At 50.3% G+C, this 17,316-nt stretch carries 16 protein-coding genes; 8 read left to right on the top strand and 8 right to left on the bottom strand.

The genetic code is table 11. The features are described 5' to 3' along the window. From rpsC to CSR04_RS00205, 5 genes are all read left to right on the top strand, one after another. Positions 1 to 711, top strand: a complete 711-nt coding sequence (rpsC, locus tag CSR04_RS00225) for a 30S ribosomal protein S3 (RefSeq protein ID WP_102794229.1) — start codon at positions 1 to 3, stop codon at positions 709 to 711. A gap of 3 nt (positions 712 to 714) precedes the next feature. Next, entirely contained in the window at positions 715 to 1,128 is a 414-nt protein-coding gene (rplP, locus tag CSR04_RS00220) for a 50S ribosomal protein L16 (protein ID WP_102794228.1), read from the top strand. Beyond that, entirely contained in the window at positions 1,128 to 1,319 is a 192-nt protein-coding gene (gene rpmC / locus CSR04_RS00215; RefSeq protein WP_102794227.1) for a 50S ribosomal protein L29, read from the top strand. The genes rplP and rpmC overlap by 1 nt, the downstream gene beginning before the upstream one ends. Next, entirely contained in the window at positions 1,319 to 1,579 is a 261-nt protein-coding gene (gene rpsQ / locus CSR04_RS00210) for a 30S ribosomal protein S17 (protein WP_102794226.1), read from the top strand. The genes rpmC and rpsQ overlap by 1 nt, the downstream gene beginning before the upstream one ends. A gap of 223 nt (positions 1,580 to 1,802) precedes the next feature. Beyond that, positions 1,803 to 2,354 (top strand): hypothetical protein, encoded by a 552-nt coding sequence (locus tag CSR04_RS00205; protein ID WP_102794225.1) that lies wholly within the window; start codon positions 1,803 to 1,805, stop codon positions 2,352 to 2,354. Here the strand turns inward: CSR04_RS00205 and CSR04_RS00200 are convergent. Further along, complete coding sequence (locus tag CSR04_RS00200; RefSeq protein ID WP_102794224.1) at positions 2,325 to 3,203, bottom strand: hypothetical protein; 879 nt, start codon at positions 3,201 to 3,203, stop codon at positions 2,325 to 2,327. The genes CSR04_RS00205 and CSR04_RS00200 overlap by 30 nt on opposite strands. A 155-nt stretch (positions 3,204 to 3,358) precedes the next feature. Between CSR04_RS00200 and CSR04_RS00195 the strand changes: the two genes are divergently transcribed. The 3 genes from CSR04_RS00195 (at position 3,359) to pntB (ending at position 7,174) form a co-directional block, all read left to right on the top strand. Next, positions 3,359 to 4,087 carry a hypothetical protein gene (locus CSR04_RS00195; protein WP_102794223.1) on the top strand — a complete coding sequence of 243 codons (729 nt, stop codon included), beginning with the start codon at positions 3,359 to 3,361 and terminating at the stop codon, positions 4,085 to 4,087. 160 nt (positions 4,088 to 4,247) lie between these two features. Continuing rightward, on the top strand, positions 4,248 to 5,801 hold the full coding sequence (locus CSR04_RS00190; protein ID WP_102794222.1) for a Re/Si-specific NAD(P)(+) transhydrogenase subunit alpha: 1,554 nt from the start codon (positions 4,248 to 4,250) through the stop codon (positions 5,799 to 5,801). Then, positions 5,801 to 7,174, top strand: coding sequence for a Re/Si-specific NAD(P)(+) transhydrogenase subunit beta (gene pntB, locus CSR04_RS00185; protein WP_102794829.1), 1,374 nt, complete (start codon positions 5,801 to 5,803; stop codon positions 7,172 to 7,174). The genes CSR04_RS00190 and pntB overlap by 1 nt, the downstream gene beginning before the upstream one ends. 47 nt (positions 7,175 to 7,221) lie before the next feature. Here pntB and CSR04_RS00180 read toward each other — a convergent pair whose 3' ends face one another. The 7 genes from CSR04_RS00180 to CSR04_RS00150 all read right to left on the bottom strand — a co-directional run bounded on the left by CSR04_RS00180 (position 7,222) and on the right by CSR04_RS00150 (position 17,274). Further along, complete coding sequence (locus CSR04_RS00180) at positions 7,222 to 9,336, bottom strand: TonB-dependent receptor plug domain-containing protein (protein WP_102794221.1); 2,115 nt, start codon at positions 9,334 to 9,336, stop codon at positions 7,222 to 7,224. 111 nt (positions 9,337 to 9,447) lie between these two features. Beyond that, positions 9,448 to 11,832: a TonB-dependent receptor gene (locus CSR04_RS00175; protein ID WP_102794220.1), complete on the bottom strand. Its 2,385-nt coding sequence runs from the start codon at positions 11,830 to 11,832 to the stop codon at positions 9,448 to 9,450. Between the two features lie 188 nt (positions 11,833 to 12,020). Beyond that, the gene (gene purU / locus CSR04_RS00170) at positions 12,021 to 12,875 is read right to left on the bottom strand and encodes a formyltetrahydrofolate deformylase (protein WP_102794219.1); all 855 of its coding nucleotides are present in this window, start codon (positions 12,873 to 12,875) and stop codon (positions 12,021 to 12,023) included. A gap of 98 nt (positions 12,876 to 12,973) precedes the next feature. Further along, positions 12,974 to 13,534 carry an RNA 2',3'-cyclic phosphodiesterase gene (gene thpR / locus CSR04_RS00165; RefSeq protein WP_102794218.1) on the bottom strand — a complete coding sequence of 187 codons (561 nt, stop codon included), beginning with the start codon at positions 13,532 to 13,534 and terminating at the stop codon, positions 12,974 to 12,976. Between the two features lie 16 nt (positions 13,535 to 13,550). Further along, positions 13,551 to 14,054 (bottom strand): YfiR family protein, encoded by a 504-nt coding sequence (locus CSR04_RS00160; RefSeq protein WP_172449192.1) that lies wholly within the window; start codon positions 14,052 to 14,054, stop codon positions 13,551 to 13,553. Then, positions 14,051 to 15,988, bottom strand: a complete 1,938-nt coding sequence (locus CSR04_RS00155) for a TonB-dependent receptor plug domain-containing protein (RefSeq protein WP_102794216.1) — start codon at positions 15,986 to 15,988, stop codon at positions 14,051 to 14,053. Before CSR04_RS00155 ends, CSR04_RS00160 begins: the two co-directional genes overlap by 4 nt. Next, positions 15,985 to 17,274 (bottom strand): sensor domain-containing diguanylate cyclase, encoded by a 1,290-nt coding sequence (locus CSR04_RS00150; RefSeq protein ID WP_146027070.1) that lies wholly within the window; start codon positions 17,272 to 17,274, stop codon positions 15,985 to 15,987. The genes CSR04_RS00155 and CSR04_RS00150 overlap by 4 nt, the downstream gene beginning before the upstream one ends. Positions 17,275 to 17,316: the final 42 nt, after the last annotated feature.

Below are 17,316 nucleotides of genomic sequence, written 5' to 3'. Positions count from 1 at the left end.
ATGGGACAGAAGGTACATCCTACAGGTATACGCCTGGGTATCAGCAAACCATGGACTTCTACCTGGTACGCTAATACTAAAGAATACGCAGACAACTTGTTCAATGACCATCAGGTACGTCAGTTCCTGACCAAAGAACTGAAGAATGCGTCAGTTTCCAAGATCGTCATCGAGCGTCCAGCCAAGAGCATCCGTGTGACTATTCACACTGCGCGTCCTGGCGTGGTTATCGGTAAGAAAGGTGAAGACGTAGAAAAACTGCGTAAGTACGTTTCTAACCTGGCCGGCGTTCCTGCACAGATCAACATCGCTGAGGTTCGTAAGCCTGAGCTGGATGCGCAGTTGGTTGCCGACAGCATCTCCAGCCAGCTTGAGCGTCGTGTTATGTTCCGTCGCGCTATGAAGCGTGCGGTACAAAACGCCATGCGCATCGGCGCTAAAGGTATCAAGGTAGAAGTAAGCGGTCGTCTTGGCGGCGCTGAAATTGCCCGTTCTGAGTGGTATCGTGAAGGCCGTGTGCCGCTGCACACTTTCCGTGCTGACATCGATTACGCCACCTCTGAAGCCGGCACTACCTACGGTATCATCGGCGTTAAAGTGTGGATCTTCAAAGGTGAAGTTCTGGGTGGTCTGCCAGCAGCCAACGCTGTAGAGCAAGCACCAGCTCCTGCACCTAAGAAGAAAGGCCGCAGCGCGAAGCAAGGGGGCTAAGAGATGTTACAACCAAAACGTACGAAATTCCGTAAGCAGCATAAAGGTCGTAACCGCGGTCTGGCGATTGCAGGCGGTAAGGTAAGCTTCGGTACTTTCGGCTTAAAAGCCACTGGCCGTGGTCGCATGACTGCTCGTCAAATCGAAGCAGCCCGTCGTGCCCTGACTCGTCACGTTAAGCGTCAAGGTAAGATCTGGATCCGTGTATTCCCTGACAAGCCAATCACTGAGAAGCCTCTTGAGGTTCGTCAGGGTAAAGGTAAGGGTAACGTGGAATACTGGGTATGTCAGATTCAGCCTGGTCGTGTACTTTACGAAATTGAAGGTGTGCCTGAAGAGTTGGCCCGTGAAGCTTTCGAGCTGGCTGCTGCTAAGTTGCCCTTCAAGACAACCTTTGTAACTCGGACGGTGATGTAATGAAAGCTACTGAACTGAAAGATAAAAGCGTAGAAGAGCTGAACGCAGAGCTGCTGAACCTGCTGCGCGAACAGTTCAACCTGCGCATGCAACACAGCACAGGTCAGCTGGAAAAAACTCACCAGTTGAAGATTGTGCGTCGCAGCATTGCGCGTGTTAAAACCATTCTGACTCAGAAGGCAGGTGCCTAATGACTGAAAAAAATACACGTACACTGCAGGGCCGTGTCATTAGCAACAAAATGGACAAGTCCATCACTGTAGCTATTGAGCGCAAGGTGAAACACCCAATTTACGGTAAGTTCATCAAGCGTACTACTAAACTGCATGCACATGATGAAAACAACGAGTGCAGCATTGGCGATATCGTCACTGTAAAAGAGTGTCGTCCTTTGTCTAAGACAAAGAACTTTACTCTGGTTGCCGTTGTTGAGAAATCCACCGAGGTTTAATCCTCTCGGGATTTTGTAAAAAAGCGCCTTCGGGCGCTTTTTTTATGTCGTATTGCGACGTAGCAGGAGCACTCACCGGCGATGTCTCACCAAAAAAACATAGCCAATACAAGCACAAAACTGGGTCCCATAATAAGGTATGGCTTGGCTTACCTATTGGTCAGCTTAAAGGCGCTATGCTGGTAACAGGTCGGGGGCTTTTCCCCAATGCGGAGGCCTGGTTATGCGATGTACAGCTTTGCTCTATTTCTGCTCGGTAAGCACGTTAGCGCAGCCTCTGGATTTTGCCGCGCAACTGATCCAATGGCATAAACCAGAAGATCCCTGGCGCTATCAGCGCCTGGATATAGGAAATCAAGACTTCCGCCATCGTCTGCAGCAATTGGAGTGGCAGCATACTGTCACACAGGATCTATTCCTGTCTTTACAACTAAGTAAGAAAGACAAGGTCCTCAGCACGTGTCCCAATAGCCATAAAGTATCGGAAATGGATATAGCCCTGGTGCCAACGATTCGTTTTACAAATGATCTGTCTATAGGGGTAGGCTGGCATTTCTCTCGCGAGGGAACGTTAAAATTAGGGCAGCGTGAGGCGATGGCGTTAGGTAGTCGACAGGGATGGTTGATCAATGCCGAATTTCTGCTTAACCATAGACAAAACATGAAGTTGACATTCAGCAATGCCAATTATCTGGACAGGTTTAGTACGGGTCAATCTGCAGGAGAAGGTTTCACCGAAACTGCCTTACACCTGTCTTATCAAGTCAGTTTTTGACGGCTTGTTACAGTGTTGTTTTTTTTTAGAAAATAGCAACAAGCACAGTCCCGCTGTCATTAGCAGCAATACTGAAGGAGTTGGAATGCTTTGGTAAGTGAGAGCAACCTGATCACTATAATATTCAAAATGAGTTGATTCGCCCTCTAATATCGAACCGGAATAATCGGTTTTTAAGATGCTGATACTTAGCTGAGCCGCGTAGAAAGGCTGAGCACTAGGGTTTCTAAGTAACGACTCAATACCATTTTTATCGAAAAATGTTCGATCAACGTCATTCAGAATGCTGCCAAAGGCTATTATTTCTTGAAAATAAAAAGAGAATTTCATCAACCCATCTCCAAGATCAAGCTCAGTGATACCAGACATTCCCCCAACAGTGATGTCTAACAACTCATGAATGTCAGTGGATGATGACCAACTGGTCCCCCTGGCCGTCAATTGCAGAGGTTCTACGGCTGTATCTGTATATTCATTTATATCAACACGGCTCATCAGAGCATCCCTGAAAATACTGGCATACAAGACATCTACTAATTGATAGGTCGCTCCCCAGGTTTGTGTTGTTAAGCCAGTATTTGGGTCAGAGAACTCGTCAAAGTAAGGTATCACCTCTTTGTTTTCTGGGTTGCTAAAATCTAAATCAAACTGTTGAGTTAAACTTGTCTGCTCAGGCGTTAGTGAAGTGTATTGGTGCCTAGTACTTCCATCCGCTAAATATGTGGTATTTACCTGTGTCAGGCTAATATCGGATATATCAGCCGTGATAATGCCAGCAAATACAGATGAAGATATTAAGCTTGCTGCGAGTAAAAGCAATCTAGCTACAATGGCTCTGTCCTTGAACATAACAATATCCCTAATGTTGATACTCTGTCGTCGTGAGTGATTATTAATAGATCAAAAAATATACAAACTCAATGTGCTTTCATATATATAGCGGATTTGTTGCCCTGCTTAGCATTTGTGCCACACTTGATTCGATAAACTAGGCGAGACAAGTCGTGGACAGTGCAGATCTGGTCTTTATGTTGGTGGGTGGTGCGCTAATCCTGGTGGGATTGGTCCTGTTTGTTTTTGGTCGTCGGGACGGCAACAAAAATTACCTAGAAGGCTTTGGTATTAAGCTGGATGTCAGCAATCCCTCCATTATTCTAATTGTGGCTGGTGTAGGCTTGTTATTGGTTCCGCGTTTGTTACCCGCCAATAAGCCCTTGGAACACTCCGCAGTTAATCCGCAGATATTGCTTCCGTCTAATACTGCAAATCCCCAAAGCCAAGCAATTGTTCCTGGGCAAAGTAATGTACCGGCTGTCACAACTGCCAATGGACAGACACAACCCGTATCCCCAACAATAACGCCCACGGATAGTAATGTGGAGTCCGTTTTTTTGCCGCAGGGCATGTGGCAGTTAAGTGGTTATCAGGAATCCGGCATTGATGTGCCTGGCGTGCAGGGCAATATCTTGTTTAATGTGCTGTCCGGTGTACAGGCTAACTGGCGGGCTAACCTTGCCTATGCGGATATCTGGGGAAATTTTATGTCTTACGATTATGCCGGGCAAATCCGCAGTGCTAATGGGCAATACGTCATCGATTTGCTAAGCAGCAATGATCCGGGTTTTTCACCACAGCAAAATATTCCACTGGAAATGATGCTGGAAAATGGAGGTGTGCTGCATATGAAATATGATTTTGGCGGTGCACAAATTTTACTGCATTACATTCAGTAATCTGTCCGGCTGTTTGGTTGCCAGCAAGCCGGTCTGCCGGGCCTGCTCGTGCCGTTGCATCTCGGCTCTGACATGTTAGGTCGATGAAAATCGTTGATCCCTGACCTTCCCTTAGGTAGAACTGGTTATTAAAACAACAACCCTACACAAGGACCACTGCATGATCATAGGCATACCTAAGGAAATCCTGACCAATGAGACCCGTGTGGCGGCAACGCCAAAGTCTGTCGAGCAGTTGTTAAAGCTCGGCTTCGAGGTCCATGTGGAGCAAGGCGCTGGCGAACTTGCCAGTTTTAACGACCAGGCATATTTGGATGCAGGTGCGAAGATTGCGGCGCGCGAGGAAATCTGGCAGGCCGACATGATTTTCAAGGTCAACGCACCGATGAAAAATGGCCGTAAGAAAATTGATGAATTCGAGCTCATCAAGCCCGGTACGACTATTGCCAGTTTTATCTGGCCTGCGCAAAATCCCGCTTTACTCGAACAACTGGCCAGCAAGCAGGTCAACGTGCTGGCCATGGATGCGGTGCCACGAATCTCCCGTGCCCAGTCATTGGATGCGTTGAGTTCCATGGCCAATATCGCCGGTTATCGCGCGGTGGTGGAGGCGGCGCATGAATTTGGCCGCTTTTTTACCGGTCAGATTACCGCCGCAGGTAAAGTACCGCCAGCCAAGGTATTAGTAGCGGGGGCCGGTGTGGCCGGACTGGCTGCCATAGGTGCTGCAGGCAGCTTAGGTGCCATTGTGCGTGCCTTCGATGTGCGTCCGGAAGTGAAAGAACAAGTGCAAAGTATGGGCGCGGAATTCTTGGTGGTGGACGTTAAGGGCATGGAACAGAGTAGCGACGGCTATGCCAAAGAAACCTCGGCAGAATTTAATCAAGCCGCAGAACGCCTGTACGCAGAGCAAGCCAAAGAGGTGGACATTATTATCACCACGGCGCTGATCCCTGGCAAACCTGCCCCTAAGTTGATTAGTCAGGACATGATTGATTCAATGAAGCCCGGAAGCGTCATTGTTGATTTGGCGGCGGCTAACGGCGGCAACTGTGCCTATACCAAGGCCAATAAGATTGTCACTACTCCTAACGGCGTTAAGGTCATTGGTTATACGGATATGCCTGGGCGTTTACCAGCCCAATCATCGCAGTTGTACGCGACAAACCTGGTGAATCTGGCCAAGCTGCTGTGCAAAAACAAGGACGGGCAAATTGATCTGGACTTTGACGACCTGGTGATTCGCGGTGTCACAGTGATAAAGCAAGGTGAGGTGACCTGGCCGGCACCGCCCATCAAGGTCTCGGCGCAATCTAAACCCAAAGTGACCCCAGTTAAGGAAAAACAGCCAGATAAGCCAATCGACCCAAGGAAAAAATACGGCCTGCTGGCCGCTGGCATTGCTGCATTTGCCTGGGTAGCCAACTCCGCGCCGCCCGAGTTTTTGTCTCACTTTACTGTGTTCGTGCTGGCCTGCGTGGTTGGGTATTACGTGGTGTGGAATGTTAAGCATGCGCTGCATACGCCGCTTATGTCGGTTACTAACGCCATCTCCGGTATTATTGTGGTGGGGGCTTTGTTGCAAATCGGCAAGGGAGATGGGCTGGTGACCTTTCTGGCCTTTATTGCGGTGTTAATTGCTAGTATCAATGTGTTTGGCGGTTTTACCGTGACCCGGCGCATGCTTGAAATGTTCCGCAAGGGAGGAAAATGATGTCTGCAGGAATTGTACAAGCCGCCTATATCGTCGCGGCACTGCTGTTTATTATGAGTCTGGCAGGTTTATCTAAACAGGAATCGGCTAAAGCCGGCAATGTATACGGCATCATTGGTATGGCTATCGCGTTGATGGCCACCATCTTCAGTCCTGCTGCTGATGGTCTGGGTTGGATCCTGCTGGCCATGGTGATAGGTGCTGCCATCGGTCTGCACCTGGCGAAAAAAGTCGAGATGACTGAAATGCCAGAATTAGTGGCCATTTTGCACAGCTTTGTTGGTCTTGCCGCGGTTTTGGTCGGTTTCAATACCCATATTGAACATCCACCGTTGGTGGGGGCTATGCAGACCATTCATCTGGTGGAAGTGTTTCTTGGCGTATTTATCGGCGCGGTGACTTTTACCGGCTCGGTGGTGGCCTTTGGCAAACTGCGCGGATTACTGTCTTCCAAACCGCTGATGCTACCACACCGGCATAAACTGAATCTGGCGGCGGTGATTATTTCCTTTGTGCTGTTGCTGAACTATGTGGATGCCGGTGGGGCTACCACAACGTTGATTGTGGTGACGCTTATTGCGTTTGCGTTCGGCTGGCACCTGGTGGCGTCCATTGGTGGGGCGGATATGCCGGTGGTGGTATCCATGTTGAATTCCTATTCCGGTTGGGCAGCCGCTGCGGCTGGCTTTATGTTGTCCAATGATCTTCTGATTGTGACGGGTGCTCTGGTGGGCAGCTCGGGGGCCATTCTCTCGTACATTATGTGTAAAGCCATGAATCGTTCCTTTATCAGCGTGATTGCCGGGGGCTTTGGCTCTGACGGCAGTAGCACGGGAGACGAGGAGATGGGCGAATACCGCGAGGTAAAAGCCGAGGATGTAGCCGAACTGCTCAAAGATGCCAGCTCCGTCATTATTACCCCAGGTTATGGTATGGCGGTAGCTCAGGCGCAATATCCGGTGTATGAAATTACCGAGAAACTGCGCAGTCTGGGTGTGGAGGTGCGCTTTGGCATCCATCCGGTGGCAGGGCGGCTACCTGGGCATATGAACGTGTTGCTGGCCGAGGCGAAAGTCCCTTACGATATCGTGCTGGAAATGGACGAAATCAATGACGATTTTGCCAGTACCGATGTGGTGTTGGTGATTGGTGCCAATGATACGGTCAATCCGGCTGCCGCAGAGGACCCTGGCAGTCCTATTGCCGGTATGCCGGTGTTGGAAGTCTGGAAAGCCAAGAACGTAGTTGTGTTCAAGCGCTCCATGAACACCGGCTATGCTGGTGTGCAAAACCCGCTGTTCTTTAAAGACAATACCACCATGCTGTTTGGTGATGCCAAAGCGTCAGTGGAAGCGATTTTTAAAGCGCTATAGCAATTTAGCGGCCCCGGGCGGCTTCGGGGCCTGCTTTTCAACATCGGCTAGAATAACACTGAAAACTGCAATCTCAGATTACGGGGTGCCTGTATAAACTGATAAGGCGCAGTGCCACGCGGATTGCCGTGATAGTAAGTTTTATCCAGCAGGTTTTCCGCATATAAGCCGATGTTCAATCGTTGTCCCGTTGACAGTGGCCAGTCGGCAAAGCGCAGATGCAGGTTCAGGGTGGTCCAGGCCGGAATCTTTTCCAATGTGGTGCCGGCACCATCAAGGCGGTTGGCTTCGGTGAGGGTGCTAGCCCAATGATCCACAAAAGCGCTGAGCTGCCAATGCTCATCCTGATGGTAGGTGACACCCAGCTTAACTTTAGTGCGTGGCACATTGACTAAATGGTCCTGCCCATCAAGCTGCGGGTCATCTGCGGAAACGTAGCGAAAGCCCAGGAAGCCCTGCCACTGTCCACCACTGAAGCGCAGCAGGTTTTCTACGCCTCTGGCCTCTTGTTTCCCATCCACTTCTGTGCGCCACAGACGTCTGTCTGTATCAAATATCTGTTGATAGAAGTTTTTAATGGTCATGCTGTACAGCGCCACAACATTGGTTAACTCCATACCCTGCCATTGCCAGCCTTGGCTGTAGTTTAGCTCGTACATGTCAACCGTTTGTGAATCCAGGCTGTTGTCTTGCACGCCGTCAAATTCAAAGATGGTGGGTGGTCTGAATGCTTCGCCGTAGGTGAGTTTCCAGGCTGAACCTTGATCAGGCTGATATACCAGACTGATTCTGGGAAGCCAGGCATCATCGGTGAAATCCTGTTTGTTATAACGTAAGCCTGCGGTGAGATTAAGCATGGCCCCTTGGGTCAACTCCCAGCGCCTGGCGTACTGGCCATACAGCGCATGCTTATCCGATTTCTCTTTATCCACTGGCCAGCCTGCAGGGATGATCGGGGTGATCTGACCGGCGTTGTCCACATCGCGAATCTTGTGGCCGATATCGGTACGCCAGCCGTCGTAACCTATTATCCAGTCCTGGTCGGGGGTGCTCTGGTAGGAAAACTGGGTGCGAAAACGGTAGCGATAGGATGGTCCGATATCCTCTCGTTCGGCAAACACCTCAATATCATCAAAGGACTGCGCATCGTCTGGAACGCGGCCCTGTTGTTTAGCTTTTTCCTTGTACTCGCGAAACAGGCTGACTTCCATAAAGCCTTGCCAGTGCTCGTCAGGCTGAAAATTCCTGCCGGCAAACAGCAAGTTGTAGCCGCGCCAAGAGTCATCGCCGGTAACAAAGTCATAGGCCACACGCTCAATGCCACTGACATTGAAGGTGCGGGTCATATCCATGCCCAGATAATATTGCTGATAGGCCAGGCGGGCATCGACGGTAAAGTTATGCTCGTTATTGCGGTAGCCCCGGCTGCCGTGGTCGCGGATGTTATCCAGCTCCGGGCTGCGGCTGAAACGTTGGTCATCAAATACAAAATCACTGATTTCCCGGTAGTCCAAATCACTGTTAAACCAACTGGCACTCAGGCCATAGCGCCAGGCATTTTGCCCGCCGCTGAACAACAGATTGGCTTGTTGGGTATCCACTTCCCCGATCAGGCCACCTATTTCAAAAAACCTGTCGGGATCGCCCTGCGTTTTTTGATGTAATGACGGTAGCCGGGTGATGATATTGATCACCCCCTGTGCTGCATTGCCACCATACAAGGTTGAATTCGGGCCCTGCAATACCTCAACCCGCTCAATGCGATGGGCAGGAAAGTTGTTCATCATAAAGGCTTCATTGGCCAACAGGTTTTGCACTTCGCGGCCATCGATCAAAAGCAATGTGGACGACATATTGCCGGTAAAACCCCTTTGCCCACCGGCCAGCCACGACCACTGATAGAAGGTATCCATATTGGGAATGGCGGCGAGGATTTCTTTCATATCACGCCAGCCGAAACGGGCGATTTCGTCCTTATCGATAACGTAAACTGTGCCGGCCGCCGACAACCAGGATTCCTCCTTGCGTGCCGCCACACTGACTTCCATCGACAGTAACTGGTCCAGGGACAACTCAAACAAATGGGCGGTGGAATGATCCTGGGCGGCTTGAGCAAAAGACGATGTGCAAAATAAGCAAAGTGCGGTGAGTCGTAACGTCATGAAACCGTACCTAAAATACCCATATCTGGATTATAGACGGTGTTTCCAACTTGAATTCAGCGAAAATAACAAGCCCCGCCAATGCGGGGCTTCAGCCAAAGAATGCCATGATTAATAGAAGGTATAATCCAGCCTGATGGTCAGGGTTCTGCCCGCCAGATACTCGATATATTGCTGCGCTGTGGTGTTGTCCTGGTCCCGGCTTCGGGCAGAGCGGTATTGCACGGCTTCTTTGTCAAACAGGTTATTCAGATGCACACTGAGCTTCACATCATTTGTGACTTCCAAACGTCCAGACAAATTAAAGTAGCTGTAGGCTGCAACAATGTCTTCATCACGGGTATTAAAATGGGTTTTGTACTCACCGTAGTAGGTGTAATCCAGTCTGGCATAGGCTTGCTTACCAAAAAATTCAAAGCCCTGGTCCAGGGCCAGATAGGCGTTCCAGTCCGGCACCATGGTCATACTGTCACCCTTTTTCGCTTTAATGGCGTCGTTATCCACGGTGATTTTCGAATTGGTATAAGAGGTGTTAAAGATTAGCTCCAGCTCTTCAGCCAGTCTGGCGGTGGATTCAAACTCAAAGCCTCTTGAACGGGCCTCACCGGCGTTGGCAGTAAAAGTAAAACCACAGGTGGGCATATAAATATCGGTACGGATGTCTGTCCAATCGATTTGATACACGGCGGTGGCGAAATCTACGCGTCCACCAAAGGCGCTGGCCTTTAATCCCAGCTCATAGTTGTTAATTGCATCAGAGGTATAACGATTCTGGCGTTGCGGTGCATTGGGGTCGTCCTGGCAGGAGCCGGGTAATGGGCCGTTGTTACCGCCCGGACGGTAGCCTTCCGAATACAAGGCGTAGACCGACATGTCTTTTGAAGGGCGCCAGGACGCACTGAATTTATAACGGTTACCCGATTCATCACCGCTGGACAGAGTGGTTTCGTCAGACCAAATACCACTGGCTTGATCATGAAAATCGTCTTTCAGATCAAAGCGACGAATACCAGCATTCAGCTCCAGCTCCCCCATCTCGCCCAAGTCGAATGTGTAGGCCAGGTCGGCAAACAAGGCCAGCTCGCGGTAATAGTCTTTAATCAGCGAGTAGCGCCAGTTATTTTGCGGATTGCCGAAATTTTCCTGCCCCAGCTCGGTAACGTCCACCTCCCACCAATACAGCGCCAATGCGGACACCAGGTCCCCTTGTTCATGATATTGGTTTTGATTGTTAAAGGAGTCTTCGGTGAGTTTTTTGTCGTAGAACATACCGACGGTCCAACTGAGCGGGCCGGGATGCAGGTTCTGGAAACGCAGTTCGTGGGTGGTTCTTTCCTGATAGTCGTCGTAATCGTCATTAATTATCCAGGTCAGAAATAAATCGTCTGCATCCAGCCTGGTCCAGCTATCCAGCGAATTCATGCTGTACTTACGGTAGGAGCCGGCATAATTAAGGGTGGCAATATCAAACAGGTTGTCATGGTCGATATTCAGGGTATACAGATTAGTACTGTTTTTATACCAGGGGTCCAGGCGCTCCCAAACCTGGTATTTCTGGGCAACATTTTGTGCCACTTTAGGGGCACTGCCACCGCGGCAGGCCGGGCGCTCCAGTGCTGGATCGCATTCTACCTCTATGTGTTTAATGTCATAGCCGTAAGGGGCATCGGGATTGGCGGTGGCAATAAAGTCATAGTAAAAACCCGGTTTGGAACGGTCACCCAGATCTTCGCCTCGCTCATGATTTTCAACCCGGCTGAATCCCAGGGTAATATCCATTTGGTCAGAGACCTGCCACAGCAGTTGTGAACGTAAAAATCGGTTTTCCTTGTCAGATTGCAGGCCGGTATGCATATTCACAAATGGCAACTGATCATAATCTTTGTTGCCGTTCACCCGCAGGGCCAGCTTGCCGTCCAGCAGGGGCACATTAATACCCAGAGTCAGGTTGTTGTCATAGCCGTCAACGTCCTTTTCGGCGCCGACCTGCAAAGAGCCAAATAATTCAAACTCGTCCAGCTTGGGCTTGTTGGTAATAATACGTACGGTGCCGCCAATGGCGTTGGAGCCATAAAGTGTGCCCTGCGGGCCACGCAGTACTTCCACACGTTCAACGTCTGACAGATTAGTAAATTCAAAAGGAATATCGTCAACAAAGGTGGCGGTGGTATCCGGCACTGTGGTGTTGCCGCCGCTTAAGCCCCTTAAGATCAACTGGCCTCGCGGCATGGCTGCACCGGCCAGAGTGCGGTAGATATCGGTGGAGCTGGTATAGTTTCTGTCGACAATATCCATGGCGGAAATACTGGACACCGACATGGGAATTTCCACCAGGGTTTCTTCCTTACGACGGGATGTGACAACCACTTTTTCTACATTATCGGCTTGTGTGTCAGACGACACCTGAGCATTGACCGCTGGGGATGCCGTCAATGCCATCAGAATTGCCAGATGCAGGGAGTTCTTGCTGAGGCCTTTGTTGCCTGACATGTTCATATTGTGCTCCAGGTTATTATAAGCGTATCTACCTTAAGAATGTGCCCGGTGACAGTTTTGTGACTTTGGGCACAGAAGCTCAGTATATGAACAGATTTAAATTTTCAGCTAGCAGATTTTGTTTTTGAATCTCATATGTTTAGGTTTAAATCTGATGTTTCTTGACAGATTGATGGAACGGGTTACTTTCAGGCAAACACCACGGTCTTGTTGTGGTGGATAATCACCCTGTCTTCCAGGTGATAACGCACACCATTGGCAAGGGCTTGTTTCTCACAGTTCTTGCCTTTTCGCACCATATCTGCGGCCGTATCACTATGACTGATACGCATGACTTCCTGCTCGATAATTGGTCCTTCGTCCAGATCTGAGGTGACATAATGGCAGGTGGCACCGATCAGTTTTACGCCACGGTCGTAGGCCTGCTGATAGGGTTTGGCACCGGCAAAAGACGGCAGAAAACTGTGGTGAATATTGATGGCTTTGCCGCGCAGCGCTGCACATAACTGATTAGGCAAAATTTGCATAAAGCGGGCAAGCACGGTCAGGTCGGCCTGATAATGTTGTAGTAAGGTTTGCACCTCTTCAAACGCTTTGTCTTTGCCCAGGGCCTGAAAGTCCACCCAATGGAAGGGCACATTGTACCAATCGGCAAACTGCTGCATATGCGGGTGGTTGGCAATAATACAGGGAATATCGCAATACAATTCGTTGGTATGCCAGCGATGTAGCAGATCGATCAGGCAATGGGACTCATGGCTGGCCAGCAACGCCACCTTTTGCTTCTGATGGGAGTCCGTCAGGCGCCAGTTCATCTGATACTGCTCGGCTAACGGTCGGAACACCGAGCGAAAGGCCTCCAGACTCAACGGCAGTGAATCAGCCCGTATTTCGTGGCGCATAAAGAAGCGGCCGGTTTGCAAATCGGTATGATGGCTGGCTTCCACAATAGTGGCATTGTGACTGGCCAGAAACTGGCTGACGGCAGCCACCAGACCTACCTGATCCGGGCAATCAATGACGAGGCGAAAAGTTTGTTGCATGGCAGCGTCCCTTTATTTGTTATGCGCACGTTATACCAGTTGGTGAGGCATGGTAAAAGGTATGAAAACGGTTTACTGATGCACAGCATAACCAAAAGTTAATCCAGCTCACCTCTTGCCAGTCTTTCCCGCACTGAGCCGGCAACCGTCAGTGGCCATTGTTCCAGTACCCGGTAATTGACGCCCGAGCTGCTAGAGTGTGACTCGAACAGGCAAAAGGATTTGAACGATAGCTGCATATCTGGCTCGCACAAAGGGGCGGGCGGATTTTCACGCAGTTTGCGAAACAGACTGATATGCGGCTGATAGGGGCGGGGGTCTGTTGACAGCCCCTGATATGCCAGTTGGCTGCGCAATTGCCTGGCCAGATCAAGGAGTTCATCCGGTATGCTGGCCGGTCCTATCCAATACACTTTGGGCTTTGACCAATAGCCAGTCTGGTTTATATGTAAATCAAATGCCTGCCCGCAAACCTGTCGGGCAGCCATAAAGACAGACTCATAATGGCTGGAAGGTACCTCGCCTAAAAAGGCCAGGGTAATATGTAAATTCGCGGTGCTGACCGGTTGGGTCAGCGGGGGCAACATCTTATTGCGCCAGGTATCAATGGCGAGTTTGTCTGCCCCTGCCAAATCTAGCCCGAAAAACATTCGCATCATAACAACCTGTTGGATTTCAGCGTACTTCGGTGGCTAATTTTAACAGATGTGCGCTAAGTTCCAGCCCCCTGGCTCTGGCGTCGGTAAGGTTAATGCTGAAATTGAGGCTGTTATTGTCGGCAATTAAGCCAATGGCTGCGCCTTGCCTGAAACCTTCACTGGTGTCAGCCACCACCAGTACGGCGGAATCTTTGACTCCTTCAAGCCAGTAAAGGCTTTGCTGGCGGTCTTGCTGGCTGATAAACAGCAACTGGCATTGCTGTGCCTCTTTGCTGTCGATGGGGGTGACAACTTTGCTCTTTAGCTTGCTTGGCTGCGTACTGAGCAGTTCACTGACCGCATTAAATAGTGAGGGGTTACCAACAACGCAATACACCATTTCCTGTTTTGGGGGCGGGGGCCAGGTACTGAATTGGCTGAATCGGTATAGAAAAGCCGCCTTTAGCTGATTCTGACTTAATCCACTGGCCAGGCAGTGACATGGACACAGCAGCATCAGGAATAACAGCATCAGCCTCATGGTGCCCATCTCCAGCGCACAGACAAATGCGCCTGCCGGGGCCGTTGCAGGGTAGGAATACCACTAAGATCCGTGACTTCTTCTATCCTTTTGTTGCCAACATTTTGGATGCCGAGCGCCAGATCCAGCGAACGGTTTGGGGTCCAGACCAGATTCAAATCATGGCTAATGTAGCCGCCCTGGCGCCCATAAGGGGTAATGCGCTCGCTGATACCCTGGGTCAGCCAACTGAAGACTAGGTCAGGCCGCCAAATTGGGCGGTTGTAACGTAATTGTCCAATCAGCATGGGCGAGTTGCCCAGTCGGCCAAATTCTTCATCTGTGGTGCGTTGCACGGCCAGGGAAGCAACCAGGTTAGTGCCATCCGCCCAGCGTTTACTGACACCTGCCTCCAGGCCCAGACTTTTAATCGGCGGGCTGTTATAAAAGATCGGCGCGTCGAGATATTCGGTAATCAGGTCATCTATATCTGAATAATACAGGGTCACAAAGGATGTAAATGAGCTGGACCAGCGCTGTTTCAGACTGACCTCACTGGTAGATATGGATTCCCCCCCTAAGCGCGGGGCAAAAAAATACCGGTTATTACCACTTTCCAGTTGATTGGCGGCGCGGTAAGCCCGGTTGTAGCGTAACAATAATCTGCTATCTGCATTTATCTGGTAGCCAATGGACAAGCTGGGCGACCAATGCGCCGCCCTGTCTGTATGGTCATAGCGCAGGGCTAACTGCAACGCCAGGTCTGAGGCTACCTGCCAGTGATCCTGCAGGTATATGCCGTAGCGAAGGCCGTTATTGGTAAAACGCTGCTGTAACAGACCACTTTGTGAACGGGCATCGAATAATTGCCGGTGATCCTGCTGCAAATCAAGGCCCACAAGCCATAGATGGTTCTGCAATCCGTGGTATATCAGGCGGCTGTCAACATTGCTCCAGCGACCGGAAAAAAGACTATCCACTCTGTCCAGGCTGTTATCACTCTCTTGTACTGGAATAGAGCGTGTGTAGTCATTGCCATGAGTGGAGGCATGCAGGTAAATATCTGTGTAAGGGGTTAGGCGGGCATCATATGTCAGGGCTAACAAGTAGCTGTCACTGTTGTCTCTGATCACCTCGGTATAATCAGGCACAAGACCTAGCTCCGGGTACTGTCGTTCACGCCATACACCGGCCGCATTAAAATGCAGTCCGCCTTGCTGATGGCTGAGGGTGACTCTGGTGCTTTTTTCCTGATTCAGATGCGCAAAGGCTGCGTCTTCCGGCGAGATAAGGTCAAAGCCAAATTTAATATCGTCCCGGCCAATATGACTGAGTGAAAACCAACTGTCGTTACCCTGCTCAGAGCGGTGACCGGCCGTCAGCCGCATGTGCTTGTCACCTTCATGGGTGAGGTTGAGGGAGCCTTCCAGTGTGCCAATTTGGGCAGAAGACTTGGTGATAATATTAATTACGCCAAGCAGCGCATTGTTGCCATATAAGGCCGCGGCCGCTCCGGGGCTGTATTCAACCCGGTCAATAAGTTCGACGTCCACAAAAAATTCATTGCCGAGCAGACTGGCATCCAGCATATTTTCATTGATTCGGGTGCCGTTAAGCAAAAACAGAATACGGGCATTAAAATCACTGGGCCGGCCAATGCCCCGGGCGCCTACATACAGAAAGCTGCCGTCATCGCGCGTGGTTAATCCGCTGAACTGCGCCAGAATGTCTGCCATGGAGCGCAGGTTGTATTGCAAGATATCCTGGTCGGTAATGATGTGGGTAATGGCCATGCTCTCAGAGCTACTTTGCGCCATACGTGAGGCTGAAGTTACCTCGGTGTCTTCCGGAATCTCCTGTAGTGGCTGGGCCAGCAATGCTTCCAGATCGGGCAGAGTCTGGCCCTCAGTCAATGCTGACGTCAGTACAACTGCAATGCCCAGGTATCTTTTCATGTCGCGCCTCTGGAATAGACTCTGAAGTCATTTTTTCCCGCCCGTTTGGCACAATACATCGCTTCATCTGCGCAGTTCAGTAAGTCTATCGAAGAGGTAGCATCGGTTGGGTAGTAGGCCAGCCCTATACTGATACCGATGGGCATGACCTTCTCTTTGACCACAATCGGCTCATTGATCTTCTTTACAATCCGCTCAGCCAGCTTTTCAGCGGCTTCAGGTTGACTGACGCGGGTCAATAGCAGGGCAAATTCATCGCCCCCCAGTCGGCACAGCAAATCGGTGTCGCGAACCATCTTCTGAATGCGCCTGGCAACTGTTACCAGTGTTTCATCACCAGCGTCATGGCCGAAGTGATCGTTTACATACTTAAAGTTGTCCAGGTCTATAAACATCAGGCAGCTCAGCGTATGGTGCTGCGTGGTGTCAGAGGTTAACTGTTTAAGGCGCGTATTTAATGCCAGCCTGTTCGGCAGATTGGTGAGTGCATCCCGGTAGGCCAGTTGTTTGAGCTGCTGCCCCTGCAACTGTTCTTGCTGGAGCTGCTGATTCAGCTCCTTTTGCCATTTTTCCAGACGTTTTAACAGGTCATTAAACCTAAGCGTCAGGATACCTATTTCGTCTTCTCTTACCACTGAAGCTCTTAAGGTAAAATTGTGTTCCTGCCCCACCTGCTGAGCCAATGCGGTCAGTGACAGAAGGGGGGCAAGTGCCTGACGCTGCACTCTGGCCAGTAACATGGCAGAGCCCGCAAACAGCAATGCCAGCAAAAAAGCCAGCATCACAACCACACGAAGAAACCAATACAATAAGCCGGTGATATCCATCACCATCAGCACATCACCTTCCAGTTGCTCCTGCATCCACATGGGGTAGTGAAGCATTAGTTGTAGGCCAGAGAAGGCGATATAAGGTGTTGAATGTAAAGGTTGGTTATCCAGCTTGGGCGGCGAAAAGTCCGGTTTAGTTAATTCAGCAAACAGCTTGGCTTCGCGATCGCGCACCGCCACATAGAGTAACTGTTGCTGTTGGCCGACCAATGACAGTTCATGCTTTGCTGCCGTACTGTCACCAAAAATCACCATGGGCAAAACATTGTGGGCGAGCTGGGCAATGCTGATTTCGGCGGCTTCCGCCTGCCTTTCTCTGGCGGTCAGCCACAATAATAAGGTGATCAGGGTAAAAGCCAGCAGCATGCACCCGGCCATCACCGCGAGATTAAGCTGTGTAAGTCTTCTGACCAGTGAGCTTGTTGGCCGCAGATGGCGGGCCTTTGCCTCGTCCAAACTGATTAACCTATTAAGGAACAAGGTGTTATTTATTTCAGT

Origin of the sequence: Bowmanella denitrificans (genome assembly GCF_002887595.1) — a bacterium.
GTDB lineage: Bacteria > Pseudomonadota > Gammaproteobacteria > Enterobacterales > Alteromonadaceae > Bowmanella > Bowmanella denitrificans.
The sequence above is the reverse complement of the archived record's forward strand: the minus strand, read 5'-3'. Positions and strand labels throughout refer to the sequence as shown.

What these genes read in the sequence shown, in the direction of transcription:
- rpsC (WP_102794229.1), top strand. Translation starts at nt 1, where the DNA reads ATGGGACAGAAGGTACATCCTACAGGTATACGCCTGGGTATCAGCAAA.
- rplP (WP_102794228.1), top strand. Translation starts at nt 715, where the DNA reads ATGTTACAACCAAAACGTACGAAATTCCGTAAGCAGCATAAAGGTCGT.
- rpmC (WP_102794227.1), top strand. Translation starts at nt 1,128, where the DNA reads ATGAAAGCTACTGAACTGAAAGATAAAAGCGTAGAAGAGCTGAACGCA.
- rpsQ (WP_102794226.1), top strand. Translation starts at nt 1,319, where the DNA reads ATGACTGAAAAAAATACACGTACACTGCAGGGCCGTGTCATTAGCAAC.
- CSR04_RS00205 (WP_102794225.1), top strand. Translation starts at nt 1,803, where the DNA reads ATGCGATGTACAGCTTTGCTCTATTTCTGCTCGGTAAGCACGTTAGCG.
- CSR04_RS00200 (WP_102794224.1), bottom strand. Translation starts at nt 3,203, where the DNA reads ATGTTCAAGGACAGAGCCATTGTAGCTAGATTGCTTTTACTCGCAGCA.
- CSR04_RS00190 (WP_102794222.1), top strand. Translation starts at nt 4,248, where the DNA reads ATGATCATAGGCATACCTAAGGAAATCCTGACCAATGAGACCCGTGTG.
- pntB (WP_102794829.1), top strand. Translation starts at nt 5,801, where the DNA reads ATGTCTGCAGGAATTGTACAAGCCGCCTATATCGTCGCGGCACTGCTG.
- CSR04_RS00180 (WP_102794221.1), bottom strand. Translation starts at nt 9,336, where the DNA reads ATGACGTTACGACTCACCGCACTTTGCTTATTTTGCACATCGTCTTTT.
- CSR04_RS00175 (WP_102794220.1), bottom strand. Translation starts at nt 11,832, where the DNA reads ATGAACATGTCAGGCAACAAAGGCCTCAGCAAGAACTCCCTGCATCTG.
- purU (WP_102794219.1), bottom strand. Translation starts at nt 12,875, where the DNA reads ATGCAACAAACTTTTCGCCTCGTCATTGATTGCCCGGATCAGGTAGGT.
- thpR (WP_102794218.1), bottom strand. Translation starts at nt 13,534, where the DNA reads ATGATGCGAATGTTTTTCGGGCTAGATTTGGCAGGGGCAGACAAACTC.
- CSR04_RS00160 (WP_172449192.1), bottom strand. Translation starts at nt 14,054, where the DNA reads ATGAGGCTGATGCTGTTATTCCTGATGCTGCTGTGTCCATGTCACTGC.
- CSR04_RS00155 (WP_102794216.1), bottom strand. Translation starts at nt 15,988, where the DNA reads ATGAAAAGATACCTGGGCATTGCAGTTGTACTGACGTCAGCATTGACT.